23 protein-coding genes and 2 pseudogenes are annotated in these 25,804 nt (G+C 71.6%); 16 read left to right on the top strand and 9 right to left on the bottom strand.

Going from position 1 to position 25,804, the window contains the following annotated elements; translation table 11 throughout:
- Positions 1-72: 72 nt before the first annotated feature.
- Positions 73-723, top strand: coding sequence for a hypothetical protein (locus O7621_RS10820; protein WP_282233838.1), 651 nt, complete (start codon positions 73-75; stop codon positions 721-723).
- On the opposite strand, the gene O7621_RS10815 is transcribed toward O7621_RS10820, so the two are convergent.
- Entirely contained in the window at positions 701-1,507 is an 807-nt protein-coding gene (locus tag O7621_RS10815) for a bacterial transcriptional activator domain-containing protein (RefSeq protein ID WP_282233837.1), read from the bottom strand. The genes O7621_RS10820 and O7621_RS10815 overlap by 23 nt on opposite strands.
- A gap of 337 nt (positions 1,508-1,844) precedes the next feature.
- Between O7621_RS10815 and O7621_RS10810 the strand changes: the two genes are divergently transcribed.
- From O7621_RS10810 to O7621_RS10760, 11 genes and pseudogenes are all read left to right on the top strand, one after another.
- A complete protein-coding gene (locus O7621_RS10810) occupies positions 1,845-2,180 on the top strand; it encodes a TcmI family type II polyketide cyclase (protein ID WP_282233836.1) in 336 nt (111 codons plus the stop codon).
- A complete protein-coding gene (locus O7621_RS10805; RefSeq protein WP_282233835.1) occupies positions 2,177-3,970 on the top strand; it encodes an acetyl-CoA carboxylase carboxyltransferase subunit alpha in 1,794 nt (597 codons plus the stop codon). The genes O7621_RS10810 and O7621_RS10805 overlap by 4 nt, the downstream gene beginning before the upstream one ends.
- Positions 3,967-4,467 (top strand): acetyl-CoA carboxylase biotin carboxyl carrier protein, encoded by a 501-nt coding sequence (gene accB, locus O7621_RS10800; RefSeq protein WP_282233834.1) that lies wholly within the window; start codon positions 3,967-3,969, stop codon positions 4,465-4,467. The genes O7621_RS10805 and accB overlap by 4 nt, the downstream gene beginning before the upstream one ends.
- A 13-nt stretch (positions 4,468-4,480) precedes the next feature.
- Positions 4,481-5,851, top strand: coding sequence for an acetyl-CoA carboxylase biotin carboxylase subunit (locus O7621_RS10795; protein WP_282234545.1), 1,371 nt, complete (start codon positions 4,481-4,483; stop codon positions 5,849-5,851).
- Positions 5,852-5,875: 24 nt separating this feature from the next.
- Positions 5,876-6,673, top strand: coding sequence for an SRPBCC family protein (locus O7621_RS10790; RefSeq protein WP_282233833.1), 798 nt, complete (start codon positions 5,876-5,878; stop codon positions 6,671-6,673).
- Positions 6,670-7,041, top strand: a pseudogene (locus tag O7621_RS10785) (cupin domain-containing protein); the annotation flags it as partial. The gene O7621_RS10790 and the pseudogene O7621_RS10785, both read left to right, overlap by 4 nt.
- 116 nt (positions 7,042-7,157) lie before the next feature.
- The gene (locus O7621_RS10780; RefSeq protein WP_282233832.1) at positions 7,158-8,441 is read left to right on the top strand and encodes a beta-ketoacyl-[acyl-carrier-protein] synthase family protein; all 1,284 of its coding nucleotides are present in this window, start codon (positions 7,158-7,160) and stop codon (positions 8,439-8,441) included.
- Between the two features lie 23 nt (positions 8,442-8,464).
- Entirely contained in the window at positions 8,465-9,727 is a 1,263-nt protein-coding gene (locus tag O7621_RS10775) for a beta-ketoacyl synthase N-terminal-like domain-containing protein (RefSeq protein WP_282234544.1), read from the top strand.
- Positions 9,728-9,854: 127 nt separating this feature from the next.
- Positions 9,855-10,586, top strand: coding sequence for a hypothetical protein (locus O7621_RS10770; protein WP_282233831.1), 732 nt, complete (start codon positions 9,855-9,857; stop codon positions 10,584-10,586).
- A gap of 7 nt (positions 10,587-10,593) precedes the next feature.
- Positions 10,594-11,055, top strand: a complete 462-nt coding sequence (locus tag O7621_RS10765; RefSeq protein WP_282233830.1) for a SitI3 family protein — start codon at positions 10,594-10,596, stop codon at positions 11,053-11,055.
- A 278-nt stretch (positions 11,056-11,333) separates the two neighbouring features.
- A complete protein-coding gene (locus O7621_RS10760) occupies positions 11,334-12,296 on the top strand; it encodes a TIGR03557 family F420-dependent LLM class oxidoreductase (protein ID WP_281551528.1) in 963 nt (320 codons plus the stop codon).
- 33 nt (positions 12,297-12,329) lie between these two features.
- On the opposite strand, the gene O7621_RS10755 is transcribed toward O7621_RS10760, so the two are convergent.
- The 4 genes and pseudogenes from O7621_RS10755 to O7621_RS10740 form a co-directional block, all read right to left on the bottom strand.
- On the bottom strand, positions 12,330-12,548 hold the full coding sequence (locus O7621_RS10755) for a hypothetical protein (protein WP_278174201.1): 219 nt from the start codon (positions 12,546-12,548) through the stop codon (positions 12,330-12,332).
- A 131-nt stretch (positions 12,549-12,679) separates the two neighbouring features.
- Entirely contained in the window at positions 12,680-13,444 is a 765-nt protein-coding gene (locus O7621_RS10750) for an enoyl-CoA hydratase-related protein (protein ID WP_282233829.1), read from the bottom strand.
- 70 nt (positions 13,445-13,514) lie between these two features.
- Entirely contained in the window at positions 13,515-14,876 is a 1,362-nt protein-coding gene (locus O7621_RS10745) for a hypothetical protein (RefSeq protein ID WP_282234543.1), read from the bottom strand.
- A pseudogene (locus O7621_RS10740) lies at positions 14,868-16,382 on the bottom strand (amino acid adenylation domain-containing protein); the annotation flags it as partial. The pseudogene O7621_RS10740 and the gene O7621_RS10745, both read right to left, overlap by 9 nt.
- Before the next feature lie 353 nt (positions 16,383-16,735).
- Here O7621_RS10740 and cobF point away from each other — a divergent pair.
- The 3 genes from cobF to O7621_RS10725 are packed head-to-tail and all read left to right on the top strand — an operon-like array spanning position 16,736 to position 19,348.
- A complete protein-coding gene (cobF, locus tag O7621_RS10735) occupies positions 16,736-17,563 on the top strand; it encodes a precorrin-6A synthase (deacetylating) (protein ID WP_282233828.1) in 828 nt (275 codons plus the stop codon).
- The gene (locus tag O7621_RS10730; protein ID WP_282233827.1) at positions 17,556-18,344 is read left to right on the top strand and encodes a GntR family transcriptional regulator; all 789 of its coding nucleotides are present in this window, start codon (positions 17,556-17,558) and stop codon (positions 18,342-18,344) included. Before cobF ends, O7621_RS10730 begins: the two co-directional genes overlap by 8 nt.
- A gap of 2 nt (positions 18,345-18,346) precedes the next feature.
- The gene (locus O7621_RS10725) at positions 18,347-19,348 is read left to right on the top strand and encodes a YafY family protein (protein ID WP_282233826.1); all 1,002 of its coding nucleotides are present in this window, start codon (positions 18,347-18,349) and stop codon (positions 19,346-19,348) included.
- Here O7621_RS10725 and O7621_RS10720 read toward each other — a convergent pair.
- Complete coding sequence (locus tag O7621_RS10720; RefSeq protein ID WP_282233825.1) at positions 19,339-20,253, bottom strand: SDR family oxidoreductase; 915 nt, start codon at positions 20,251-20,253, stop codon at positions 19,339-19,341. The two genes, O7621_RS10725 and O7621_RS10720, sit on opposite strands and share 10 nt — an antisense overlap.
- A 178-nt stretch (positions 20,254-20,431) precedes the next feature.
- On the opposite strand from O7621_RS10720, the gene O7621_RS10715 reads away from it, so the two are divergent.
- The gene (locus O7621_RS10715; protein WP_282233824.1) at positions 20,432-22,054 is read left to right on the top strand and encodes an RICIN domain-containing protein; all 1,623 of its coding nucleotides are present in this window, start codon (positions 20,432-20,434) and stop codon (positions 22,052-22,054) included.
- 74 nt (positions 22,055-22,128) lie between these two features.
- Here O7621_RS10715 and O7621_RS10710 read toward each other — a convergent pair whose 3' ends face one another.
- The 3 genes from O7621_RS10710 to O7621_RS10700 all read right to left on the bottom strand — a co-directional run bounded on the left by O7621_RS10710 (position 22,129) and on the right by O7621_RS10700 (position 25,616).
- Positions 22,129-23,016, bottom strand: coding sequence for a hypothetical protein (locus tag O7621_RS10710; protein ID WP_282233823.1), 888 nt, complete (start codon positions 23,014-23,016; stop codon positions 22,129-22,131).
- On the bottom strand, positions 23,013-24,035 hold the full coding sequence (locus O7621_RS10705) for a DUF916 domain-containing protein (RefSeq protein ID WP_282233822.1): 1,023 nt from the start codon (positions 24,033-24,035) through the stop codon (positions 23,013-23,015). The genes O7621_RS10710 and O7621_RS10705 overlap by 4 nt, the downstream gene beginning before the upstream one ends.
- A gap of 72 nt (positions 24,036-24,107) precedes the next feature.
- Positions 24,108-25,616: an HtaA domain-containing protein gene (locus tag O7621_RS10700; RefSeq protein ID WP_282233821.1), complete on the bottom strand. Its 1,509-nt coding sequence runs from the start codon at positions 25,614-25,616 to the stop codon at positions 24,108-24,110.
- Positions 25,617-25,804 lie beyond the last annotated feature (188 nt).

Below are 25,804 nucleotides of genomic sequence, written 5' to 3'. Positions count from 1 at the left end.
GGCACGGCGGGCTGCTCCGTTTCATGCGCACCGCCGGGGGTACCTCGTCGGCCGGGAACGGAGGTTGCCACGATGGCGGATCGGCAGGCACGCGCGGTCGACGCGCTGCTCGACCGGCAGGGCCGGACGTTCAGCGCCGAGGCGGGTATCGCCCTGGCCGACCGGCCGGCCCCGCTGTACCAGCTGCTGGTGCTCGCCACCCTGCTCAGCGCCCGGATCTCAGCCGGGGTCGCGGTGACCGGCGCCCGGGAGCTGTTCGCGGCCGGCTACCGCACGCCGGCGGCGATGTGCGGGGCCGGTTGGCAGGACCGGGTCGACGCGCTCGGTCGGGGCCACTACCGGCGGTACGACGAACGGACCGCCACGATGCTCGGCGACGGCGCCGAATTGTGCCGCCAGCGGTGGGGCGGTGACCTGCGACGGCTGCACGCCGAGGGCGGTGACGACCCGGCCGTGCTGCGCCGGTTGCTCACCGCGTTCCCCGGCATCGGCCCGACCGGAGCGGATATTTTCCTGCGCGAGGCGCAGGCGGTCTGGCCCGGGCTGCGTCCGTACCTGGACAAGCGGGTGGTCACCGGAGCCGGCAAGCTGGATCTGCCGACCTCGCCGCAGCGGCTGGCCGCCCTGGTGGGTGAGCGCGACCTGCCCCGGTTCGCCGCTGCCCTGGTCCGGATCTCGCTCGGCGGTGACGCCGGACGGGTCAGCGGGCCGGGCGAGGGCTGACCGGGCCGGACGTCGACTCACCCGGCCGACGCCGGTCGAGTGTGCGCCGGGCCGGCGCGTCCCGGATCGGGGTGAGGATGTCGCCGAGCAGCGCGGCCATCGCCGGGGACGGTTCCAGCTGCAGCTCCCGCAGGGCCAGATCGCGGTACGCGTAGAAGGCGTGCAGCGCCTCGTAGGCGTTGCCCTCGGCGAGATGGATCTGCACGATCAGCCGGTGCGGGGTCTCCCGCAACGGTTCGGCACCAACCGCTTCCAGTGCGGCCTGCAGCGCCTCGTCATGCCGACCGGCGTCCAGATGGGAGCGGGCGATGTGCTCGAGCAGGTGCAGCCGCAACTGCCGCAGCCGTTCCCGTTCCAGCAGCACCCAGTCGTCGTACCAGCCGGGCAGCAGGTCGTGCCGGGCGGCGGTGAGCACCGCGTCGGCCAGCCGCGGATCCCCACCGTCGCGCACCCGCGCGGCGGTCCGGACCAGGTCGTCGACGTCGACCTGGACCTGCTGGTCGAGCCGGACGGTGTCGCCGGCGGTCCGCAGCGGGCAGTTCGGCTCCTGACGCAACCGCCACAGCGCGGTACGCAGCGAGGACAGTGCGCGGTCCTCGGCGGCTTCCGGCCAGAGCAGACCGGCCAGGTGGGCACGGGTGGCGCCGGGTCGCAGCCCGATCACCGCGACGATCCGCTGCAGTCCACGGGGGATCGACACGGTCTCATGCTGGTGGATCAGACGGAAGCCGCCGAGGAGCAGCAGTCGGAATGATGCCCCCGCGTTGCCTGCCTCTGACGTCACGGCCGAACCCCCTGCACACGTCAGTCACCGGTCGCCGCCCTTGGATCACGTCATCGCGTCACGAAGATTATCAATCACAATTACTCTCAGTCAACATACAGTCAGCTACCCGATTCACTCGACCCACCGATTCAATCCCGTCTGACCTGGGGTTTTGTCGAATCTCAACGACCGCCGATGATTCCGGTGCACATCGAGAACGATCACGCACTGTACTCATAGTCCGTCACGTCGACGTCACCGACGGGCGATGACCCGGGCGGTACGGACAACGCGCCGGTGACGCCGACGGCGGCAAGGTTGGCCAGGACCGGGCCCGACGCCGCTGGGAGGAACCATGGATCGCTCGCTGATCATCGCCAAGGTCGTCCCCGACGCGGAGCAGCAGGTCGCGGAGATCTTCGCTGAATCGGACCTGACCGACCTGCCCCACCTGGCCGGGGTACGGCACCGGTCGCTCTACCGGCTGCACGACCTGTACGTGCATCTGATCGAGACCGACGAGACCGGACCGGACGCGGTGGCCGCCGCCCGGCGACACCCGGAGTTCGACGAGGTCAGCCGCCGACTCGCCAGCTACATCAGCCCGTACCTGGCGAGCTGGCGGTCACCTCGGGACGCGATGGCGCACCGGTTCTACCACTGGGACGCACCCACCGGTCGGCCCCGATGACCACCGTCGCGGCACAGGGCCGCAACCGCTGGCTACGCTGCCGCGCCTGCCACGCACTGGTCTACCGGCGACGAATGCGCCGCAACCTGGAGATCTGCCCCGAGTGTGGACACCACCAGCGGTTGACCGCAGCGGAACGGATCGGACAACTGGTCGACCCGGACAGCTTCACCAGGCTCGCCGACCGCGCCGCCGAGGTGGACCCGTTGGGGTTCGTCGACTCGATGCCGTACCGGCGACGGCTGGCCGAGGCGCGGGCGGCGACCGGCATGGCGGAGGCGGTGTTGTGCGGCGCCGCCCGGATCGGCGGGCATCGGGCCGTCCTGGCGGTGATGGACTTCCGGTTCCTCGGTGGCAGCCTCGGCTGCGCCACCGGCGAGTTGATCACCCGCGCCGCCGAGGAGGCATTCGCCGCCCGGGATCCGCTGGTGCTGGTCACCGCCTCCGGCGGGGCGCGGATGCAGGAGGGCGTCCTGGCGCTGATGCAGATGGCGACGGTCAGCTGCGCGATCGCCGAACTGCGCGCCGCCGGACTGCTCACCGTCAGCGTCGTCACCGATCCGACGTACGGCGGCGTCGCAGCCTCGTTCGCCACCAACACCGACCTGGTGATCGCCGAACGCGGCGCCCGGATGGGGTTCGCCGGCCCCCGGGTGATCCGGGAGACGATCCGCCAGGCGTTGCCCCCCGGTTTCCAGACCGCGGAGTTCCTGCTCCGGCACGGCCAGGTCGACATGGTCGTCGAACGCCACGACCTACGCCCCCGGCTGCGCGCCCTGCTCGCGCTGGCCGCGGGTGGCCGGGCCGGAGCAGGTCCGCTGGCCGCGTCCGCCGGGCGGGCCGCCCGGCCCGACGACGGGCCGGTGCCGGTGGCCGGATCGACGACGGCGGGAACGGGGCCGATTCCGCGCCCCAGGCCGACGCACCGGACCGACGCGACGCCGACCGCCTGGCAGTCGGTGCGTACCGCCCGGGACCTGGCCCGTCCTACCACAGTAGACTACCTGCGAACGGCGTTCGACGGCTTCGTCGAGTTGCACGGCGACCGGCTCGGCGCGGACTGCCCGGCGATCGTCGCCGGGCTGGCCCGGCTCGGCGACCAGCCGGTCGCCGTCATCGGGCAGCAGAAGGGCCACGACGCCCGGGAGATGCTGGTCCGCAACTTCGGCATGGCCAGCCCGGCCGGCTACCGCAAGGCGTTGCGGGTGATGGGGCTCGCCGCCCGGCTCGGACTGCCAGTGGTCACCCTGATCGACACCCCGGGCGCACATCCGGGGGTCGACGCCGAGGAACAAGGCCAGGCCGCCGCGATCGCCACCTGCCTGCGCACCCTGGCCCGACTGCCCACCCCGGTGGTCGCCGTCGTCACCGGCGAGGGCGGCAGCGGCGGAGCGCTCGCGCTGGCCGTCGCCGACCGGGTGCTGATGCTGCAGAACGCCGTCTACTCGGTGATCAGTCCCGAAGGTTGCGCCGCGATCCTGTTCCACGACCGGGCCGCCGCGCCCCGGGCCGCCGCCGCGCTCCAGCTCACCGCGCCCGACCTGGTACGCCTCGGCGTCGCCGACGGCATCGTCGGCGAACCACCGGGCGGCGCGCAGCGCGATCCGGCCGGCGCCGCCGACCGGGTACGGGCGGCGCTGACCGCCGCGCTGTCCGACCTGCTCGCCGTGCCCACCACCGACCTGCTGCGTCGACGTTCCCGCCGGTTCCGCCGGTACGGGGCGGGCACCGTCGACGCCGCCGTACCGCAGCCCGACACCGACCGGACGATCCAGGTGATGCCGCGATGACCAGTGCCGCCGCCAACGGAACCCCGGCCGGGTCGGAGCCGGGCGGTCAGCTACGCCGACTCGCCGAGCAGACCCGGGCGCTGGTCGGTGAACTCACCGGTCCGCTGCGCCGGGTCCAGGTCCGGCACGGCGACACGGTGATCGAAATCGAGTGGCACGACCGGACCACGTCGGTCGCGGCCACGCCGTCGCCCCCGGCCGACGCGTCGGCGACCGGACCGACCGCACCGGCGGCGGACCAGGCCGCGCCAGCGGCCGGGCACCGGATCGGATCACCGATCGTCGGCACGTTCTACCGGGCCGCGGAGCCCGGCGCAACGCCGTTCGTCGAGATCGGCGACTCGATCGAGCCAGGTCAGGTGATCGGGATCGTCGAGGCGATGAAGCTGATGAACGAGATCACCACCGACCGGTCAGGGGTCGTCGTGGAGATCCTGGCCGGCGACGGCGATCCGGTCGAGTTCGACCAGCCGCTGATCACCGTGGCACCGGGCTGAGGAGGCGGTGACCGTGTTCGAGAAGATCCTGATCGCCAACCGGGGAGAGATCGCGCTGCGGGTCGCCCGGGCCTGCCGGGAACTCGGCGTACGGACCGTAGCGGTGCACTCCACCGCGGACCGCGACTCGGCGGTGGTCCGGTTCGCCGACGAGGCGGTGCAGATCGGCCCCCCGGCGAGCCGGGCCAGCTACCTCAACGCGGCGGCGATCGTCGAAGCGGCCCGGCGCACCGGTGCCCAGGCCGTCCACCCCGGATACGGCTTCCTCTCCGAGGACGTCGACTTCGCCGACATCTGCGCGGAGAACGGACTGGTCTTCATCGGCCCACCGCCGCAGATCATGCTGGCCCTCGGGGACAAGGCCAAGGCCCGGGACGTGCTCGGCGCGGCCGGTCTGCCGCTGCCGCCGGGTAGCCGGGAGCCGGTGCCCAGCAGTGCCCACGCCGCCACGGTCGCCGCCGAGATCGGCTATCCGGTGATCATCAAGGCCGCTGCGGGTGGCGGCGGCCGGGGCATGACGGTGGTCACCGACGAGGCGGATCTGACGCCGGCGTACCACCGGACCCGGCAGACCGCCCGGGCGGTCTTCGGCGACGACCGGGTCTACCTGGAACGGTTCCTCACCCAGGCCCGGCACGTCGAGGTGCAGGTGCTCTGCGACGGCCACGGCAACGGGGTGCATCTGGGCACCCGGGACTGCTCGGTGCAGCGCCGGCATCAGAAGCTCATCGAGGAGGGTCCGGCACCGACGCTGCCGGCGGCGATGCTCGACGAGATGGCCGCAGTGGCGCTGCGCGGCGCGCTCGCGGTCGGCTACGTCGGCGCCGGCACCTTCGAGTTCCTGGTCGACGAGCACGACCGGTTCCACTTCATCGAGATCAACTGCCGGATCCAGGTGGAGCACCCGGTCACCGAAATGATCACCGGGGTGGACCTGGTGCAGGAACAGATCCACATCGCCTGCGGCACGCCGCTGCGGCTGCGCCAGCCGGACATCCGGCCCCGGGGCGTAGCGGTCGAGTGCCGGGTCAACGCCGAGGACCCGCGGCGCGGGTTCACCCCGACCCCTGGCCGGCTGGACCGCTTCGAGATCCCCGGCGGCCCGTTCACCCGGGTCGACACCCACGGCCACACCGGGTACGTCGTCGGACCGCACTACGACCCGCTGCTGGCCAAGGTCGTCGTCTGGGCACCGGACCGGGAACTGGCGCTCAACCGGATGGAGCGCGCGCTGAGCGAGTTCGACGTACGCGGCCCCGGCGTCCACACCACCATCCCGTTCCTGCGCCGGGTGCTGGACGACGCCATGTTCCGCAAAGGACGGCTCTCGACCGGCCTGGTCGGCCGGCTGCTCGACGAGCCGTCGCAGACCCGAACGGCCTGACCACACACGCCCGAGGAGGAGCGGATGAGCATCACCGACGATCAGCCGAAGGTCACCGCCGCGGACATCACCGCGATCCTGGTACGCAACTGCGGGCTCGACCCGGCCGGTGCCGCCGACACCCCGGCGGCGTCCCTGGCCGAACTCGGCCTGGACTCGCTGGCGTTACTGGAGCTGCAGGCCGTGGTGGCCGACCGGTACCGGGTGCGAATCCCGCCGGACAGCGCGGACCTGACCATCGTCGAGATCGCCGAACTGATCGCCGACGAGATCACCGGCGAAGCCAACTCGGCTACCGACGCCGGCGCGGCCGCCGGGGTCGGCGCGACCACCACCACCGGGCCGCCCCCCGGACACACCGAGAACAGCGTGGTGATCGCCGCCCCGTTGGACCTCGTCTGGGCGGTCACCAACGACGTCGACCGGTGGCCCGACCTGTTCACCGAGTACGCGTCGGTGCAGATCGTGCACCGGCACGGGGACACCGTGCGGTTCCGGCTGACCATGCACCCGGACGAGAACGGGACGGTCTGGAGCTGGGTCAGCGAACGCACTGCCGACCGGAGTCGCCGCCGGGTGCTGGCCCACCGGGTGGAGACCGGACCGTTCGAGTACATGCGGATCCGCTGGGACTACGCCGAGGTCCCCGGCGGCACCCGGATGACCTGGTTGCAGGACTTCGCCATGCGACCGACCGCGCCGCTCGACAACGCCGGCATGACCGAACGGATCAACGCCAACAGCCGGATCCAGCTGGACATCATCCGCGACCGGATCGAAACCCTCGCCCGTACCGCAGACCCCGCCGGAGGCACCCCATGAACGATCCACGGCTCGTCGCCGCCCGTGACCTCGCCGCCGACCGGCGACGCGGCGGCGAACTCCGGGTCCTGCTCGGCCCACGCACGGTCGGCAGCACCTCCGGCTTCCTCGGCCTGGCGGTGCTGCGCCCCGGCGAACGCATCGCCGAGCACTACCATCCGTACAGCGAGGAGTTCCTCTATGTCGCGCGCGGCGAGATCGTCGTCGACCTGGACGACCTGCCGGTGGCGGTGCACCGCGCCGAAGGGCTGTTCGTGCCGATGAACACCCGGCACCGGCTGCGCAACGTCAGCAAAGGGCCGGCCGAAGTGGTCTTCCACCTCAGCCCGCTGGCGCCGCGCCCCGAACTCGGCCACGTCGACACCGAGGGACCGGCGGTGCTCGGCCCCGGTCCCGACGCCGCCGGGGCGGGTCGGGACACCGTCAGGTCCGGCCCCCGGCCGGTGCCGCGCACCCGGACCACCACACCCAACGGGCACCGGCCGTGACCGCGGCCGGGTCGCTCCGGCGGACCGTCGTGACCGGCGTCGGGGTGGTCGCCCCGGGCGGTGCCACCCGGGAGGCGTTCTGGGCGACGATCACCGCCGGGCGTACCGCGACCCGCCGGATCACCGTCTTCGACCCGTCCCCGTTCCGGTCCCAGATCGCCGCCGAATGCGACTTCGACCCGGCGGACGCCGGGCTCGGCCCGCGCGAGCGGCGACGGGCCGACCGGTACGTCCAGTTCGCCCTCGCCTGCTCGATCGAGGCGGTCGCCGACGCCGGGCTGTGCCTCGACGACGCCGGGCGGCAGCGGGCCGGGGTGGCGCTCGGCTCGGCGGTCGGCGGCACCGTGGCTTTGGAGCAGGAGTACGTGGTGGCCAGTGACGCGGGCAGCCGCTGGCTGGTCGACCCGGACTGCACCATGCCGTACCTCTATCAGGCGCTGGTGCCCAGCAGCCTGGCCGCCGACGTGGCCTGCCGGCACGGGCTGCACGGGCCGGCGCAGGTGATTTCCACCGGCTGCACGTCCGGCATCGACGCGATCGGCTACGCCCACCAGTTGATCGTCGACGGGGACGCGGACGTGATGCTCGCCGGTGCCGCCGACTCGCCGATCTCCCCGGTCACCGTCGCGTCGTTCGACGCGATCGGGGCGACCAGCCCGGACAACGACGACCCGGCGCACGCCAGCCGGCCGTTCGACAACGACCGGCACGGATTCGTCCTCGCCGAGGGGGCCGCCGTGCTGGTGCTGGAGGAGCTGGACCACGCGCGGCGGCGCGGCGCGCGGATCTACTGCGAGATCGGCGGATACGCCACCCGCAGCAACGGCTACCACATGACCGGGCTGCGCCCGGACGGCGCGGAAATGGGACTGGCCATCGTGGACGCGATGAACCAGGCCCGGCTCAACCCGGACGACGTGTCGTACGTCAGCGCACACGGCTCCGGCACCCGACAGAACGACCGGCACGAGACAGCCGCGTTCAAACGGGCGCTCGGGGACGCGGCGTACCGGGTGCCGGTCAGTTCTATCAAGTCGATGATCGGGCATTCGCTCGGCGCGATCGGCTCGATCGAGATGGCGGCCTGCGCGCTGGCCATGGCACACGGGGTGGTCCCGCCGACCGCGAACTGGCGCACCCGCGACCCGGAATGCGACCTGGACTACGTCCCGAACACCGCCCGTGAGCTACCGGTCGACGTCGCGTTGTCGGTCGGCAGCGGATTCGGCGGATTCCAGTCGGCGATGGTCTTCGCCCGACCGGACAGGACAGTACGGTGAGCGCCGACGGCCCCCCGGCCGCGCTGCCCGGTCAGCGGGCCGCTGCACCCGGGCGGCGGGCGGTGGTCACCGGGATCGGCGTGGTGGCGCCGACCGGACTCGGTGCCGACGCGCACTGGAAGGCGACCCTGGCCGGACAGGTCCGCACCGGGCGGATCACCCTGTTCGACCCGGCGCCGTACCCGGTCACCCTGGCCGGCGAGGTGGCCGACTTCGACGCCCTGCAGTGGACCGACAACCGGCGGGCGGTGCAGACTGACCGGTGGACCCATCTCGGTTTCGCCGGCACCCGGCTGGCGCTGGCTGACGCCGGGCTGCCGGACACCGCCGACGACCCCGACCGGTACGCGGTGGCGCTGGCCAGCTCGTCCGGGGGCAACCTGTTCGGCCAGCGGGAGCTGCAGCGGCTGTGGAGCCGGCCCGGCCGTACCGTCGGGGCGTACCAGTCGATCGCCTGGTTCTACGCCGCCAGTGTCGGCCAGCTCTCCATCGCCCACCAGTTCAAGGGCGCCTGCGGGGTACTGGTCGCCGAGGCGGCCGGCGGGCTGGACAGCCTGGCGCACGCCGCCCGGACCATCCGGCGGGGCGCCGACGTGGTGCTGGCCGGTGCCACCGAATGCGCGCTGAGCCCGTACGCGCTGGCCTGCCAGCTGCGGAGCGGGCTGCTCAGCACCGGCGCCGACCCGGACTCGGCGTACCTGCCGTTCGACGTCGACGCCGCCGGCTATCTGCCGGGCGAGGGCGGCGCGGTGCTGGTCGTCGAGGAGCTGGGGCACGCGTTGGCCCGGGGCGCCCCGGTGATCTACGGCGAGGTCGCCGGCTGGGGGGCCAGCCACGACGCCCGGCACACCGACCGGCACACCGGCGGGGACGCCGACCAGTACGCCCGGGCGATGCGCCGGGCGCTGGCGACCGCCGGGGTGGCTCCGGCGCAGGTGGACGTCTGCCTACCCGACGCGCTCGGCGTACCGCGTTTCGACCGGGCCGAGGCGCGGGCGGTGCGGGCGGTCTTCGGCCCGGCGGCGCCGCCGGTGACCACGCCGAAGCCGTTGACCGGGCGGGCACACCAGGGCAGTGCGGCGCTGGACGTGGCGACGGCGCTGCTGGCGCTGCGGCACCGGCTGCTGCCGCCGACCGCCGCACCGCGCCGCCCGGCCCCCGGCTGCGACCTGGACTTCGTCCGTACGGCACGGGAGTGCGCGGGGCACACCGCGCTGGTCGCCGCCCGTGGCTTCGACGGCTTCAACAGCGCCCTGGTGCTGCGCCGTGACGGGGACTGGGATTGATCGACTACTACTGACGGAATTTGCACAAATGCACGGGAATAAGATCAAGAACTCGATGGCCTTCCATGCGTTGAGGGACATGACGTAAAGTCAACATCATGGCACTCGACGTCGCCAGCAAGGTCTGATGATGACTCTGGACGGCTTAGGCAGAGCTGTCGACGCATTCCTGGAACACGTGTCCGAAACAGGCGCAAGAATCGTTAGCACCGCTGGGAAGATAACCAGATCCCAGCACGAGTTCCTCCACCTGACCCGCGGTTCCCGCAACGACCGGGTCACGGCGACGACTACCGGTGTCGCCGGTGCCCTCCGTCGACTGGACGAGGCCCACCAGGCGAGCATCGCCGCAATGTACGCGATTGAGGAGTACTGCCGTTCGGTGGGCATTCCGGTGCGGCCCCGGGCAGCTCGGGCCTCGGCCGTCACCAGTACTCCCACCCTGCCCTCATGCACCGGCGACCCGGGATCACCGAGCGGCAGTCCGACCCTCGCCCACCCGAGCCGCAGAAGTGAGCTCGGGTGGCGACGTGAGAACGAAAGCGCTGTGGCTCTCGCCGCCCACGGCTATCGGGTCGAGCAGAACCCGCCGGCCCGGCACAACCGGAAGAATCCCGACTATCTGGTGGAAGGCCGATACTTCGACTGCTATTCGCCGACAACGGCGAACCTCGGAAGAATCCGGAACTCGATCAACAAGAAGGTCAGAGAAGAGCAGGCCGACCGCATAGTACTGAACCTCGACGACTGCCCGGCCAGTCAGTCCGACATTCGGGAGGCGTTACGTACCTGGCCGGTCGCCGGGCTCCGCGAAGTACTGATCGTCGACCGGGGTCGGGTAAGCGCTCTCTTCCCATGATCGTAACGTGAGGATCAAGGTGGCCAACGAATACTGGCTCTACAGCGGAGCCGAGGTGACACGAGAACAGGTGCTCGCGCAGCTCGCGGACCTGTTCGACGCCGAGCACACCGACTTCGGCCTGGGACGCGGCGAATCCCTCGCGGTGACCGCCTGGCCGGTCGACAGCGCGGAACGAATCGAGGTCGCCCGGGACGCCGGCGTCGCGGAGCCAAAGGTCGGCGTGCTGTTCCGGCTCCGCTCGGTCGACACCATCGAGACCGCCGATCGGGAGACCCGGGAGATTCTCGACGCCGTACTCGCCCTGCTCCGGGCGTACCCGGCGGACGCCGTGCTGCAGTTCGACACCGAGACCGTCCTGCGCCGCGCCGACGGGCAGGTCGTACTCAACAGCGACTGGCCGGGGTGGGCGGAGATTCCCACGCTGGCCGCCATCGTGGCCGGCTGCCCGGCCCGTCCCCTGGACTGACCGGCCCGGGCACTGGTCGAGCGATCGGGACCGGCGTTCGCCGCCGGTAACGGCTACGGCCGGACCACGACGACGGCGACGGCGACGGCGTACCGGACGTGATCGACCGGATCGTGGTTGCCCAGCGACTCGACGACCTGCGGGCGGCGGTCCTCAGTCTGGAGCACGAGCTGCGGATCGACCGTGAACGCGAATAGATCCGTCGGGCAGGGGTAGGGCAACCCTGGACGGCGCCACGGACAACTGGACGTGACGCGGACGACCACCGGGGAGGCGACATGCGGATCGGCTACAAGCTGGCCACCGAGGCGTTCGGACCGGCCGACCTGATCGCTCAGGCTGTCCGGGCCGAGCAGGCCGGGTTCGACTTCGTCGAGATGAGCGACCACTTCCACCCGTGGCTGGACTCCCAGGGCCATTCGCCGTTCACCTGGAGTGTGCTCGGTGCGATCGCCGCCCGTACCGACCGGATCGGGCTGGCCACCGGCGTGACCTGCCCGAGCCTGCGCTACCACCCGGCGATCGTCGCCCAGGCCGCGGCGACCGTGGCGCTGCTGTCCGACGGCCGGTTCACCCTCGGCGTGGGTGCCGGCGAACGGCTCAACGAGCACGTCACCGGGGAACCGTTCCCGAGTGTGCACGGGCGGCACGAGCGGCTCCGCGAGGCGCTGGAGATCATCCGGCTGCTCTGGTCCGGCGGCTACCACTCGTACCAGGGGAAGCACCTGCAGCTCGACGACGCGCGAGTGTTCGACCTGCCGCCGACCCCGCCGGTGATCGCGGTGGCCGCCAGCGGCTCGGAGTCCGCCCGGCTGGCCGCCGAGCTCGGCGACGGACTGTTCGCCACCGAGCCGAAGGGCTCGATCGTCGAGCACTACCGGCGGTCCGGCGGCGCCGGGCCACGCTACGCCGAGGTGCCGATGGCCTGGGCGGTTGACGAGGAGCAGGCGGTCAAAGCGGCCTGGGAGTCCAGCCGTTGGGCGCTGACCGGCTGGAAGGTGATGAGCGAGTTGCCCAACCCGGTGAACTTCGAGGCGGCCTCGGCGATGGTCGACGCCGACGACATCGCCGCACATTTCAGCGTAGGGCCGGACCCGGCGGTGCACCTCGAGGCGGTCAAACCGTACGTCGATGCCGGTTTCGACCACATCGTGCTGCAGAACGCCGGGCCCGACCCGGACGGTTTCCTGGACTTCTTCGAGCGAGAGCTGGCCGACCGGCTGCGGGGGCTCGACCGGTGACGGCGGCCGGCTCAGGCGTCGGCGCCGCAGTTGTCAGGCGCGGGCCGGGCCGGAATAGTCGGGGGCGACGTAGACCGGCAGCCGCTCGCCCTGACTGCGGGCGTAACGGCGGGTGTAGGTGACGGGCTTGACCCCGGGTCGGAGCGGCACCGTGTACTGCGTTGGCAAGGTGTCCGCGGCAGCGGCGAGGCGGCGGGGCGTCACCTCGCGACGTTGGTCATGCCACGGGCCACCCAGGAAGAGAACCTTCATATGCCGATCCTTGCCGGTTCAGCCAGCCCGCGCCTCATCCGTACGCACAATAACTATCAAATCCCGCCGGATCCGTCCGCCGCAGCCGGCCGGCCGGTGACAGCCCGTCCGGCCGGTGAAGCTCGGTCGGCTCAGCTGCCGGTGAACCGTGCCGGCCGTTTTTCCAGGAACGCGGACATCCCCTCCGCTCGGTCGGCGGTAGCGAACAATCCGTGAAAGACCCTCCGTTCGAACAGTAGCCCCTCACGCAGTCCGACCTCCTGCGCCCGCTGGACCGCCTCGCGGGCGGCGGTGACCGCGAGACGGCTGTGCCCGGCGATCACCGCCGCCGCCGACCGGGCCTCGACGAGCAACTGATCTGCGGGCACGATCCGGGACACCAGGCCGCACTGCTCCGCCTCCCGGGCCGGCATCATCCGCCCGGTGAGGATCAGATCCATCGCCTTCGCCGTGCCGACCAGCCGGGTCAGCCGCTGGGTGCCGCCGATCCCGGGGATCACCCCGAGGGTGATCTCGGGCTGACCGAACCGGGCGTCCTCGGCGGCGAACACCAGGTCGCACATCATGGCCAGTTCGCAGCCACCGCCGAGCGCGTAGCCGGCGACCGCGGCGATCTTCGGTGTCCGGAACGCGGCGAACTCCTCCCAGCCGGCGAAGAGATCGGCCGTCATCGCCTGCACCGGGCTCATCGCCGCCATCTCTCGAATGTCGGCGCCGGCGGAGAAGAAGCCGTCCGACCCGGTGATCACGAAACAGCCGATCTCCGGGTCCCGGTCCAGTGGTCGCAGGGTCGCGAGAAGTTCGTCGCAGAGCGCGGTGCTGAGTGCGTTGCGGGCCGCAGGCCGGTGCAGCCGTACGGTGACCACGGCACCGTCCCGCTCGGTCGTCAGATGCATGTCGGTTCCTCCAGTCGGATTCGCAGGGTCGTCGGTCGGATGGTCCGTTTTCAGTCGGCCCAGTCCGGTTTCACGAGTCCCAGATCGCGCCGTAGGCGGGGATCCCCCGGCGTTCCAGCCCGTGGACCACCTGCCGGGTGAGCTTCTGGTTGGCGATGCAGATCACCGCTTCGGCGCCGGTGGCCTGCCATGCCTGGTAGGCCAGGGCCACCATGTCCGGCTTGCCACGCTGCGCGGTGTCCCAGATCGTGGCGTCGGGCTGCACCCGCAGGATCTCGTTGACCAGCTGGTCGCCGTAGGTCGTCCGCGGGCTGCGGGTGGACCAGACCAGGTGGGCCGGCACCTTGCCGGCCAGCAGATGCGGCAGCACCGGCCCGATGCCGCTGCCGGTGGCGACGTACACCACCCGGGTGAACAGCGTTTCGATGTTGGCCACGCCGGCGGTGGTGATGCCCTTGACCCAGATCCGGTTCGGCAGGTCGTCGATAAGGGAGCCGGTCCAGTCGCCGGCGCGGGACACCGTCAGCCGGAAGCCGCGCTCACCGGGCGCCGGCACGTTGGCGAACGAGTGCCATTCGAGCAGCGGACGACGGCTGATCGCGGTGGACGATCCGGCGAACGGGGTGGTGTGACCGAACGTCAGCATGGCCACGTGGCGCGACGGCCGGTCCACCTGCACCGGCACCCGGCGCAGCCGCAGCCACGGCAGAGCGACGCTGACGGTGAGCAGGGCCAGGGTCCACAGCGCCGGCGAGCCGAGCAGCGCGGCGGCCAACGGCCTCCCGTCGCGGGCACCGTCGACCACCAGCACCGTCTGGGCCCACAGGAGGATCAACGCGGCCCACCCGCCGAACCGGTGGACCCGCTCGAACAGGTCGTGCCGGCGGCCACGGACCGGCGGCAGCGCGGTCGCCACCATCGCCAGCAGCAGCGCGACCAACAGGTAGGAAAGCACCAGTACGGCGGTGACGGCCCGGCCGGCCAGCGCCTGCCGGCTGAGTTCGGCGACGTACCCGGCGAACCAGGCGGTGCCGGCGAGTGCGCCACCGACGTGCAGCCCACCGAAGTGGTAGACCTTGCCCAACCCCCAGCGCACCCGCAGCGGCCACCGGGTCGGCGCCCGGGTGGCCAGCCAGAACAGCAGGTTGATCATGTACTGCTGGCGGATCAGCACCGCCAGGGCGACGTTGGCCAGGGCGGCGTACGACAGGTTCGCCAGGCCGCCGTCGGTCGCCTGCCACCAGCCGCCGGTGGTCAGCGCGTAGTACAGCAGTGCGGCGTTGCCGATCAGGACCATGGCCGCCAGCCGGTGGTACGGCATCAGCCGGGGATGGCTGAGGATCCGGCGCCGCCACGGCAGCGGAGCCGGCAGGTCGGACCGAGCCGGATGGCTGGGCGGGGCCGGGCTGCTGGGCGGGGCCGGGCGGTCCAGCGACCGGCGCAGCGCCCCCTTGTCGATCTTGCCCCGATCGGTCACCGGTAGCGACTCGAGGGCGTGCACCCGCTCGGGCACGCAGTAGTACGGCAGAGTCCGGGCGACCGCGGCCCGCGCCGCCGTCGGGTCAACGGTCGCCGGGGCGACGAACGACACGAGCGTACGGTCGTCGACCTTGATGGTCGCCGCCCGATGGCACCCCGGCACCGCTTCCAGGACGGCGGAGACCGAATCCAGCTCGACCCGGAACCCACGGACCTTGACCTGGTCGTCGGTGCGGCCAAGATGCTCCAGCTCACCGTCGGGGGTCCAGCGTCCGAGATCCCGAGTACGGAACATCATCCGTCCACCGCCGAGGAACGGATCCGGGGCGTACCGCTGCCCGGTGAGCTCGGGATCGCCGAGGTAGCCGACCGACACGCAGTCACCACCCGCCCACATCTCCCCCACCTCGCCAATCGCACAGGGCCGGCGGTCGGCGTCCAGCACGTACACCGTGTTGTTCGGAGTCGGCCGGCCGATGGTGAGCTGTTCGGAGGCGGGGTCGTGCCGGTGCATGGTGTTGACGATGGTGGTCTCGGTCGGTCCGCAGCCGTTGTAGAAGACCGCCTGTCGGGCCCACCGGTCGGCCAGCTCCCGTGGACACGGTTCGCCCGCCACGGCGACCACCTTCACCCGGCGGCACCGGTCCGGGTCGACGGTGCCCAGCACGCTCGGGGTCGCGATCACCACGTCCACCGTCTCGACCGTCGCCGCGATGTCCCGTCCCCGGACGACCAGGGTGCCGCCGTGGCTGAGGCATCCGAGGATCTCCCAGGCGGCCATGTCGAAGGCGATGCTGAGAATCTGCCCGACCCGCCATCCCGGTTGGATGCCCAGGTCGCCGGGGGTGGTCAGGAGCAGGTTGCACACGTTGCGGTGGGTGACGGTCACCCCGTTGGGCCGGCCGGTGGTGCCGGAGGTGAACAGCACGTAGCAGCCGTCGTCCGGGCTGGTCGGACCGGCCGGGACAACCGGAACGACCGGGTACGCCGAGTCCGTCAGCGGCTCGGTGAGCAGTTCGTCGACGGCGATCAGCATCCGGCCCGGCAGGTGCGGCAGCTGACCGGCCGTCTCGGTGCTGGTCAGCACGATCCGGATGTCGGCGGTGTCGGTGACGTGCCGCAGGTGGGCCTCGGTGGCCACCCCGGCCTGCTGGGGCACGTACGCCGCGCCGGCCTTCAGGGTGGCGAGGATGCCGACCACCATGGGGATCGACCGGCGCATGAACACGCCGACCCGGTCGCCCGGACGTATCCCGTTGGCGATCAGCCGGGCGGCGAGACGGTCCGCCTGCTGGTCCAGTTGTCGGTAGGTGATGCGTTCGCCGAGGTGTTCGACGGCGACCGTGTCAGGGGTGAGGGCGGCCCACTGTTCGATCGCATGCTGGATGTGGGTGGAGACGATCGGCTCAGCAGGGCCGTAGCCGAATCGGCGGAACAATTGTCTGTCCTGCTCGGACAGGATGGCCAACGGTCCGGTGCCGACCGCAGCAGTGGCGGTGCCGGGAATGCCACGTTGCCGCACGGCGCTGGCCCGGGAGCGGGTCGCTGGGAGGGCGGAACCTCGCTGTGGCATGACTGCCTCTTTCTCGATGCCGGGGCACCGACCAAGGAGGACGGTGCGCTTCCCCTCCATCGAACCGCACAAGTGGCCATTCACCCACAGACAGTGACAATCGGTAATAAATACGTAAGAGGCGTAAGAAGACGGTTAAGACGGGCGGATCTTGGCGACAGTTTCGCCGGCACGCGTTCCTCTGCTCGCTGCGGCCCGCGACTACCGTCGGCCGGTCAAGGTGCGGCACACTCCCCCGGGTGCGAGAGATACTGATCATCGGGATCGGGGCCGGCGATCCCGACCACCTGACCGTGCAGGCGATCGAGGCGCTGCGTCGGGTCGATGTGTTCTTCCTGCTCGACAAGGGCGCGGTCAAGCAGGACCTGGCGGCGTTGCGGCAGGAGATCCTGCGCCGGCACACCACCGGGGCGTACCGGGCGGTCGAGATCGCCGACCCGGAGCGGGACCGGACCGCGGCGGACTACCAGGCCGCGGTCGAGGACTGGCGCCGCCGCCGCGCCGACCGCTTCGCCGAGCTGATCCGCGATGAACTACCCGACGGCGGCTGCGGCGCCTTCCTGGTCTGGGGCGACCCCGCACTGTACGACAGCACCCTCGCCATCCTCGACGACCTGCGGGATCGCGACGTCGTCGAGTTCGACCACCAGGTGATTCCGGGGATCAGCAGCGTCGCCGTGCTGACCGCGCGGCACCGGATCGCGCTGAACCGGATCGGCCGCCCGGTGCAGATCACCACCGGCCGGCGGCTCGCCGACGAGGGCTTCCCGGCCGGCGTGGACGACCTGGTGGTGATGCTCGACGCGCAATGCGCCTTCACCCGGTTCACCGCCGCCGACGGCATCGACATCTACTGGGGGGCGTACCTCGGCACTCCGGACGAGATCCTGATCGCCGGCCCGGTGCACCAGGTCGCCGACCGGGTCGTCACCGCACGCGTCGAGGCCCGCCGCCGCAGGGGCTGGATCATGGACACGTACCTGCTGCGGCGTACTCTTGTCCAGACAACCGGACAGCACCAGAAAACCGGACAGCAGACGCGAGACGATCAGGTGACCGATGACTGACCAGGCCCGGCCGGTCGACCGGAACAGCCCGATGCCGTTGTGGGCCCAGCTGCACGACGACCTGGTCCGCCGGTTGACCGCTGGCGGGTTCGCCGCCGGCTTCCCCGGCGAGCACGAGTTGGTCGACGAGTACGGCGTCAGCCGGCACACGGTACGGGAGGCATTGCGCCGGCTACGCCAGGCCGGGGTGCTGGACTCGGCCCGGGGCCGGCGTACCGCCGTCCATCAACAGCGGATCGAGCAGCCGCTCGGTGCCCTCTACTCGCTCTTCCACGAGGTGCAGGCGCGGGGAATGCGCCAGCGCAGCGAGGTACTCGGCCGCGACCTGCGGGTCGACGTCGCCGTCGCGGGCCGGCTCGGGCTGGACCCGGACACCCGCTTCGTACATCTGGAGCGGCTCCGGTTCGCCGACGACGAACCGTTGGCCACCGACCGGGTCTGGCTGCTGGCCGAGCTGGCCCGGCCGCTGCTCACCACCGATCTGACCGGTACCGGCATCTACAGTGAGCTGGCCAGGCATGGGGTCCGGGTCACCGACGGTGAGGAACGCATCCACGCCATCGTGCCCACCGCTGAGCAGCGCCGGCGGCTGAGCATCGGCCGGGGCGTCGGTCTGCTCGCCGTCGAACGAATCGGCCGGGCCGACGGGCGGCCCGTCGAATGGCGGGAGACCTTCGTCCGTGGCGACCGGTTCAGCCTGGTCGCCGGCTGGGCACCGCACCGGGCGTACCAGTTGCGGGTGGCCGACGGATCCCCGCTGCCCGCACCTGCCGGGCGCTGACCGTGCGGGTCGCCCGGTTGATCTCCCTGGTCCTGTTGCTGCAGTCCCGGGAGACGATGACCGCCGCGGAGCTGGCCCGCGAGCTGGAGGTTTCCGAGCGCACCATCTACCGCGACGTGCTGGCGCTGTCCGCCGCCGGGGTGCCGGTCTACGCCGACCAGGGCCGGGCCGGCGGGTACCGGCTGCTGGACGGCTACCGGACCCGGCTGACCGGGCTGAGCCGGGCCGAGGCGGAGACGCTGTTCCTGTCCGGGCTGCCCGGACCGGCCGATGAGATGGGCCTCGCCGACGTACTCGGGGTAGCCCAGCTCAAGGTGACCGCCGCGCTGCCGGTCGCGCTGCGCGACGCCGCCGGCCGAGCCCGGCAGCGGTTCCATCTGGACGCGCCCGGCTGGTTCCGGCAGGCCGATCCGCCGCCGGCGCTGGCCGACCTGGCCCGCGCCACCTGGCAGGACCAGGTGGTCCGACTCAACTACCGGCGGAGCGGCACCGAGGTGGTCAGAACGGTGCAGCCGTACGGTCTGGTGCTCAAGAACGGCACCTGGTACCTGGTCGGCAGAGTCACCGACGTCGGCCAGGTCAACGACGGCTACCGGATCTACCGGGTGGACCGGATCGCCGCGGTCGAGGCCACCGGCGACGTCTTCGACCGCGATCACCGCTTCGATCTGGCCGACGTGTGGGCGGCCGGCACCGCCGACTTCGTCCGCAGCATCCTGGTCGACGAGATCGTCGTACGGCTGAGTCCGGCCGGGCTGCGGGCGCTGCGCTGGGCAGTGGAGGCACCGGCCGCCCAGGCAGCGCACGAGGCGGCCGGGCCACCCGACGCTCAGGGCTGGGTGCACACCCGGCTGCCGGTCGAGTCGCCCGACGTGGCGTACAGCCAACTGCAGGCGCTCGGTCCGGAGGTGGAGGTGCTCGCCCCGCCCGCGCTACGGGACCAGATGCGCAACGCCGCCCGCCGGCTCGCCGCGCTGTACGGCGAGACCACCGGTCAGCGGTAACCGGTGGTGTCCGCCGGCCGGCCGCTCTCGACGACCTCGACGATGTAGCGGTACGCGTCCGGGCTGCTGCCGTCGACGTCGGTGAAGCCGTACTCGCGGGCCAGCTGCCCACTGGACAGTGACCGCCCGGTGAACCGGGACACCTGCGGATCGGCGGCGAGCGCGACCACTGCCCGACCGACCAGCGCCGGTGTTTCGGAGATGGCGAAGTGCGGGTCCTTGGCGGTGCCGTCGCGCCAGTTCGCCTCGGTCACCCCGAAGTGATCCAGCATGGCCTCGGACCGGATCCAGCCCGGGCTGAGCGCCACCGCTGTCGCGCCGTACGGCCGCAGTTCCTCGGCCTGGGCGAAGGCCAGCCGGATGACGGCGTTCTTGGCCGTGTCGTAGAAGACCGACTCGCGGTAGTGGGTGCCGTTGTAGTCGGCGGTGCCGTCGGTCATCTCCACCACCAGCCCGCCCGGCTGGCGGATCAGCAGCGGCAGCGCGTAGTGGCTGGTGATCAGGTGGGTGTCGATGGCGAGCCGCAGCGTCCGCAGGCCGCGGTCCAGCGGCTGCTCCCAGATCGGCGACTCGAAGTCGGTCAGATGGTCGGCCCCCCAGATGTCGTTGACCAGCACGTCGAGCCGGCCCTGTTCACGGTCGATCCGCTGCACCAGGGTGCGGACCTGGTCCGGTTCCAGGTGGTCGGTCGGTACCGCGACTCCGGTGCCGCCGGCGGCGTCGACCAGTTCGGCGGTCTCCTCGATGGTTTCCGGGCGGTCCATCTCGGAACGTTGCCGTCGGGTGCTGCGGCCGGTGACGTAGACGGTGGCGCCGGCGGCGCCGAGTTCGATGGCGATCCGCCGGCCGGCGCCCCGGGTCGCCCCGGCGACCAGTGCTGTCCTGCCGTTCAGTGGTGTGGTCATGCCGCTGACGGTGCCAGCAAAACCTGACATCCGACGTCAGCTTTTCCAGCAAACAGCAGACTTGTTGACTCCATCGAACAAGGTCGATACATTTCCGTAACAATAGGAAACCCCTTTCCCGCGTCGCCGTGGGGGGCGCGACCAGGCAGAAGCAGTTTCCGACAACCCAGGAGGTTCCATGACAGCCACCAGATGGCGGCGCTGGCGTACCGGCGTCGTGGCGCTCGCCACGACCGCCATGGTCGCCACCGGCGCAGCGGTCGGCATCCAGCACGCGGCCGCTGCCACCGTCGACACCAACGCCTGGTACGTGCTGGTCAACCGGCACAGCGGCAAGGCGATCGACCTGTACAACTGGGCGACCAACGACGACGCGCCGATCGTCCAGTGGGCGCGCAACGACCAGGCCGTACAGCAGTGGCAGTTCGTCGCCGCAGGCAACGGCTACTACAAGATCCGGTCCCGGCACAGCGGCAAGTACCTGGAGCTGCCCAACGCCAACGACGGCACCCAACTCGTCCAGAACGCCGACAACGGCAGCACCCGCCAGCATTTCGGGGTGCTGGACTCGGACAGCGGCTACGTCCGGTTCGTCAACCGGCACACCAGCAAGGTGCTGGACGTGTGGGAGTGGTCCACCGCCGACGGCGGGATCATCTCCCAGTACCAGGACCTCAACGGCTGGAACCAGCAGTGGCAGATGATCCGGGTCGACAGCGGCGGCCCGCCGCCGACCACCCCGCCGCCGTCCGGCGGCTGCGGGTCCGGCTCGTTCAACGCCGAGGCCGTACAGAACGGCTCGACCTGGACGGCGCGCAACGGCGGCAGCACCGTCTACACCGGCTCCAGCATGCTGTCGGCGATGCAGGCAGCGGTGAACAGCCTGTCGGCCGGGCGCAACAGCAAGCAGAAGGTGATCGTCCGCGGCTCCGGGTCGATCAGCGCCGGCTCCCGACTGTCGCTGCCGTCGTACACCGTCCTGGAGGTCTGCGGCACGGTCAACGTGACCGGTTCCGGCTCCGGTGACCAGGCAGTGGTCTACGCCCGCGGCGTCACCGACGTCGAGGTGACCCGGCTCAACATCACCGGTAACCCGCTGTACGGAATCTTCATCCGCAACGGCAACAACATCACCCTCGGCCAGATCGACATCCGGGTCACCGCCGGCCTGGGCATCCGGATCGACAACCACGGCGACCGCAGCCAGCGGTCCCGCAACGTGCGGATCGACAACGTGTACGTCCAGGGCACCAGCGCGCACGGCGTCGAGACGTACGGGGTCGACGGGCTGACGATCGGTACCGTCACCGCCCGCAACACCGGCTACTCCGGCCTGATACTCAACGACACCATCAACGCGACCGTCGGCACCGTCGACGCGCAGGGCGCCGGCACCGGCACCGGCTACGCCGGGTTCCGGATGGCCAACCGCAACGGCCGGGTCGGCAACAGCTACCCGACGAACATCCGGGTCGGCACGGTCATCGCCCGGGGCGGCGGCCGGGGCATCTTCTGCGTGTCGGAGTCCGGCGGCGCGGTCATCGACCGGATCGACATCTCCGGCACCGGCAGCAACTCGATCCTGCTGGAGAACTGCTACAACGTGAACATCGCGGCGGTCTCCGGTTCGGTCAACGGCTCGGACGTGCGGATCGCCTCGCGCACCGAGTTCCCGGTGTCGCGCGACATCACCCTGCAGAACCTGACGCTGACCAATTCGCAGATCAACGAAAACCCGTGCGGGCAGAACATCGTGATCCGCAACATCGCGCTGAACAACTCGACCATCAACCGCTGCTGACGGGCCGGCCGGCGCGGCGGCACCGTCGGGTGCCGCCGCGCCGGCTCACCCCGCCAGCTGGCCGCCACGCCGGCTCACCCCGCCAGCCGGCCGGCGCGCCGCCACCCGACGAACTGCCGTACCAGCAGCACCAGGATCAGCACGCCGGCCAGGCCGGCCCAGCCCCACGGGTACCGCTCGGTCTGCACCTCGAACTCCACCGCGGCGGAGCCGCCGACCATCTCCGCCGTGGTCAACCGCCCCAGTACGGCGTACCGGCCGTACAGCGGTCCGTCGACCGGCACCACGATCCGGACGGTGGTGGCCTGCCCCGCCGGCAGCGGCGCAATGTCGGTCGCCTCGACCACTGATGTCGCGCGACCGGGCCGGCCGGTCAGCAGGGACAGCTGCGCCGCACCGACCTCGGCGGTGCCGTCGTTGCGCAGGTCGACGTCGATGGAGATCTCGCCGCGCAGGGCGAACAGGGCCGACCAGGTCCGCTCAGCCGGTGCCACGCTCACCCCGGCCAGCCGGAGCCCGGCCCGATCGGGCCCGGCCGGGGCAACCGGCGCGGTCAGGTCGGTGACGTCGATCGCGGCGGTGCCGGTCACCGGTGCCGCCACCGCGTCCGCCGTGTCCGGGGCGAGGGCCCGGGCGCGAACCACGCAGGGGCAGGCCACCGGCGGTGCGGCGACGGTGAGCTGGGCGGCGACCGGCTGCGGGTCGGCGACGTACAGCTGTCGGGCCGATCCGGTGGCGCAGTCGAGCGCGCCCCGGCGGGCCTGGTTGCCGCAGACCTCCAGCTGCACCGTGCCGGTCGGCCAGCCGGTCAGAGTGACGCTCACCGGCGCACCGACGGGGGCGTCGGCCGGTGCGACGGCGACCTGGGGCGCGGTGGCGGTCGCGGGTGCCGACGGCAGGCCGCCGGCCCCGGCGACCAGGACCAGGGCCAGGGCGCACACCGAGGTTCGCCGGCCGGTCACGGCGCGGTGCTGGTCGGGGCGGTGCCGGAGACCGTGCGGCGGGTACGCCAGCGGCGTACCCCGAACCACCCGGCGAGGGCGACGATCGCGGCGAGCAGCAACCACGGCGGCGCCCAGACACCGGCGGTACGGGTGACCGGTGGCAACGCCTCGTCCACCGTGGTCGGGGCCAGGTCGACGGTGGCGGTCAGCCGCAGCGCCGGCGGTACGCCGGTGATCTTCTCGGTCACCGTGAAGGTGCTGCCGGGCAGCAGTTCGGGCAGGTCGACCGGATCGGTGCGGGCCAGCTCCCAGCCCAGCGGGCCGTCCAGCAGCACGGCGCCCGTACCACCGACACGGATGTTCCCGGTGTTGCGCACCTGGTAGGTGACCTCCACGTCACCGTCGCCCAGCGGGTTGACCGGGTCGTCGTAGCTGATGCTCATCGATTCGACGTCGACCGCCGGCCGGACCGGGCCGTCGACTCGCAGGTAGACCCGGGCGGCGACCCGCTGGTCGACGTTGACCTGCTGGCCGCTGGCGTCGGTACGGAGCTGGGCGATGGAGCCGATCACCCCGCCGGCGTGGTCGCCGGGTGTCGCGTTGGCCGGCACCGTCAGGCGGAACGGGATGTCCAGCCGTTCCCCGGCCGGCACTGCGTACTCCCGCTGGTCGAAGTGGATCCAGGTGCCGACGTCGGTGGCTGGTTCGTCGGCCGGGAGCAGGGCGAACGCGCCGTCGTCGGTGAGGAACCCGTCGGTGCCGTACACGGTGAACGTCCGGTCCTGGTCGCCGAGGTTGCGCACCGCGACGTGGTCGGTGATCTCCGCGCCCGGGGCGAGGTCGTAGACGAAGTAGTTGCGTCCGGTCGGCCCGTCCGCGCTGGACGGCTGCACCGCCCAGGTGACCGCGTCGGCCGGTGCCGGACCGGCCGACTGAGCGGCGGCCGGGGTGGCGCCGGGCAACGCGAGCAGTCCGGCCACCAGCAGGCCGATGGCGGCGCGGCGGCGGTGCGGGCGACGGGTGGGCGGGGCGGACATCGGGCGCTCCAGTCGGGCCGGGTGGCCGGTGCGGGACCGTCGCGGCCCCGCACCGGCCGGTCGGGCTGATCCTCAGGACAGGGTCAGCGTCAGGGTCGCGGTGTAGTCGCCCGACGCCGCCGCAGCGGGTACGCCGAGGTTGAGCTGCGCGCCGCAGGTGAAGCTGCCGGCGCTGGCGCCGGCCGCCGAGGTGCACAATGCCCGGGCGGTGCCGAGTCCGGCACCCGGGTCGGCCACCGCGCCCGGGGTCACCGTGCCGGTCGCCCCGACCAGCGGGTCGTCCACCACCGATGCGGTGGGCGCCCAGCCGAGGTTGTCCGCCGCGATGACCGCGCCGCCGGCGGCGACGAAGTCACCCACCTGGCCGACCAGACTCCAGCCGGCGTTGGTGCCGCGCAGGTCGGACACGGTGGCGGTGTTCAGCTCGCCGCTGGTGACGGCGCCGTTGCCGGTCGGCGGCAGGGTGACCGAGGAACCGGCCACGCTGAGCGTGAGCGGGCCGCCGCCCAGCACGGTCGCGGCGATCTGCTGGCTGGCGTCGCCGCCGCCGGCCGGGGCCGCGAAGCTGATCGGAGTGAAGGTGTCCTGGCTGCGGTCGGCGGAGCCGCGCGCGGCGAAGGTGATCACATAGCACTGGGTGACGGTGCAGTCGACCGCGTTGCCGTTGCGGTCGATGTACTGGGCACTGATCGGCAGCGTGGTGCTGAACGAGCCGTCCGGGTTCATCGTGTCCCGGGCGTCGGTCGGCTCGTTGGTGCTGCTCACCCACTTGGTGACCTGCAGGACACTGGCGTTGGTCCAGTGTTCGTCGACCTTCGGACCGAACGACACGTAGATCCCGGCGGCGTCGTTGGCCTGTGGGTCGAAGCCGCTGCCGTCGACGGTGACGGTGACGCCGGCCGGGTCGACGCCGGTGTCCGGGGTGACGTCGACCGACGGAGCGGCCGGTGCACCGCCGCCGGAGGTGACCGCCTCGAACGACAGCGGGTCGAGGACCTGGCCGGCCGGGTAGAAGCCGGCGAAGGCGGTGGCGCCGTCGGCGGTCAGGGTGGCGGCCAGGTCGGTGCCGGTTATCCCGTCCGCACCGGCCACCAGGTTGGCGCTGGTGGTGGTGAGGTCGGCGATGACCGCCTGGGTGACGTCGACCGACGGGAACGCGGTGCTCACCAACTCGACGTCGGCCTTGAGGACGGCGGTGCCGCCGGAGCTGGCCACGGTCGGGTTGGCCAGGGTGATGGTGAACGTGTGCGCCGGGAACGAGAAGACGACCGTGCCGCCGTACGTGGCGTTCGTCTCACCGGTCTCGGCGTCGTAGCTGCCGCCGGTGGACGGGAAGGCAAACGTACCGTCGGCGTTGATCGACGCACCGTCACTCACCGCGATCGGCGGGTTGCCGTCGCCGGACGACACGTAGTTGCGGAACGACTCCTTGAAGCCCCAGTTCAGGCTTCCCTCGGTGATGTCGGCAGGGGCAGCCACTGCGGGTGCGGCGCCGACGAGTGCGGTCGCGGTGCCGAGTACGGCCGCAGCCGCCCAGGTCGCCGACCGTCGCCCCAGAGCACCAGCTCTGGATGTGATCATCGTCTGGTCCTTTCCAGATAGTTACTCACCGTGTTCCACTTCTGCTGTGGACACGGCATGCGATCGAGGTTAGGTTAGCCATGCCTAACAAGACGCGGTTCCGGCAGGGGTACCCGATCTTCGAACCGGTCGGACCCTTGTCCCGGACTGCGGCAGTGACTTAGGTTAGGCAAACCTTCATTGAGAAC

Source organism: Solwaraspora sp. WMMD937, assembly GCF_029581175.1.
In the GTDB taxonomy this organism is placed as follows: Bacteria; Actinomycetota; Actinomycetes; order Mycobacteriales; family Micromonosporaceae; genus Micromonospora_E.
This window is presented reverse-complemented; position numbering and strand designations above follow the sequence as displayed.

What these genes read in the sequence shown, in the direction of transcription:
- O7621_RS10810 (WP_282233836.1), top strand. Translation starts at nt 1,845, where the DNA reads ATGGATCGCTCGCTGATCATCGCCAAGGTCGTCCCCGACGCGGAGCAG.
- O7621_RS10720 (WP_282233825.1), bottom strand. Translation starts at nt 20,253, where the DNA reads ATGACCACACCACTGAACGGCAGGACAGCACTGGTCGCCGGGGCGACC.
- O7621_RS10805 (WP_282233835.1), top strand. Translation starts at nt 2,177, where the DNA reads ATGACCACCGTCGCGGCACAGGGCCGCAACCGCTGGCTACGCTGCCGC.
- O7621_RS10715 (WP_282233824.1), top strand. Translation starts at nt 20,432, where the DNA reads ATGACAGCCACCAGATGGCGGCGCTGGCGTACCGGCGTCGTGGCGCTC.
- O7621_RS10770 (WP_282233831.1), top strand. Translation starts at nt 9,855, where the DNA reads ATGATGACTCTGGACGGCTTAGGCAGAGCTGTCGACGCATTCCTGGAA.
- accB (WP_282233834.1), top strand. Translation starts at nt 3,967, where the DNA reads ATGACCAGTGCCGCCGCCAACGGAACCCCGGCCGGGTCGGAGCCGGGC.
- O7621_RS10760 (WP_281551528.1), top strand. Translation starts at nt 11,334, where the DNA reads ATGCGGATCGGCTACAAGCTGGCCACCGAGGCGTTCGGACCGGCCGAC.
- O7621_RS10790 (WP_282233833.1), top strand. Translation starts at nt 5,876, where the DNA reads ATGAGCATCACCGACGATCAGCCGAAGGTCACCGCCGCGGACATCACC.
- O7621_RS10750 (WP_282233829.1), bottom strand. Translation starts at nt 13,444, where the DNA reads ATGCATCTGACGACCGAGCGGGACGGTGCCGTGGTCACCGTACGGCTG.
- O7621_RS10820 (WP_282233838.1), top strand. Translation starts at nt 73, where the DNA reads ATGGCGGATCGGCAGGCACGCGCGGTCGACGCGCTGCTCGACCGGCAG.
- O7621_RS10755 (WP_278174201.1), bottom strand. Translation starts at nt 12,548, where the DNA reads ATGAAGGTTCTCTTCCTGGGTGGCCCGTGGCATGACCAACGTCGCGAG.
- O7621_RS10700 (WP_282233821.1), bottom strand. Translation starts at nt 25,616, where the DNA reads ATGATCACATCCAGAGCTGGTGCTCTGGGGCGACGGTCGGCGACCTGG.
- O7621_RS10730 (WP_282233827.1), top strand. Translation starts at nt 17,556, where the DNA reads ATGACTGACCAGGCCCGGCCGGTCGACCGGAACAGCCCGATGCCGTTG.
- O7621_RS10705 (WP_282233822.1), bottom strand. Translation starts at nt 24,035, where the DNA reads ATGTCCGCCCCGCCCACCCGTCGCCCGCACCGCCGCCGCGCCGCCATC.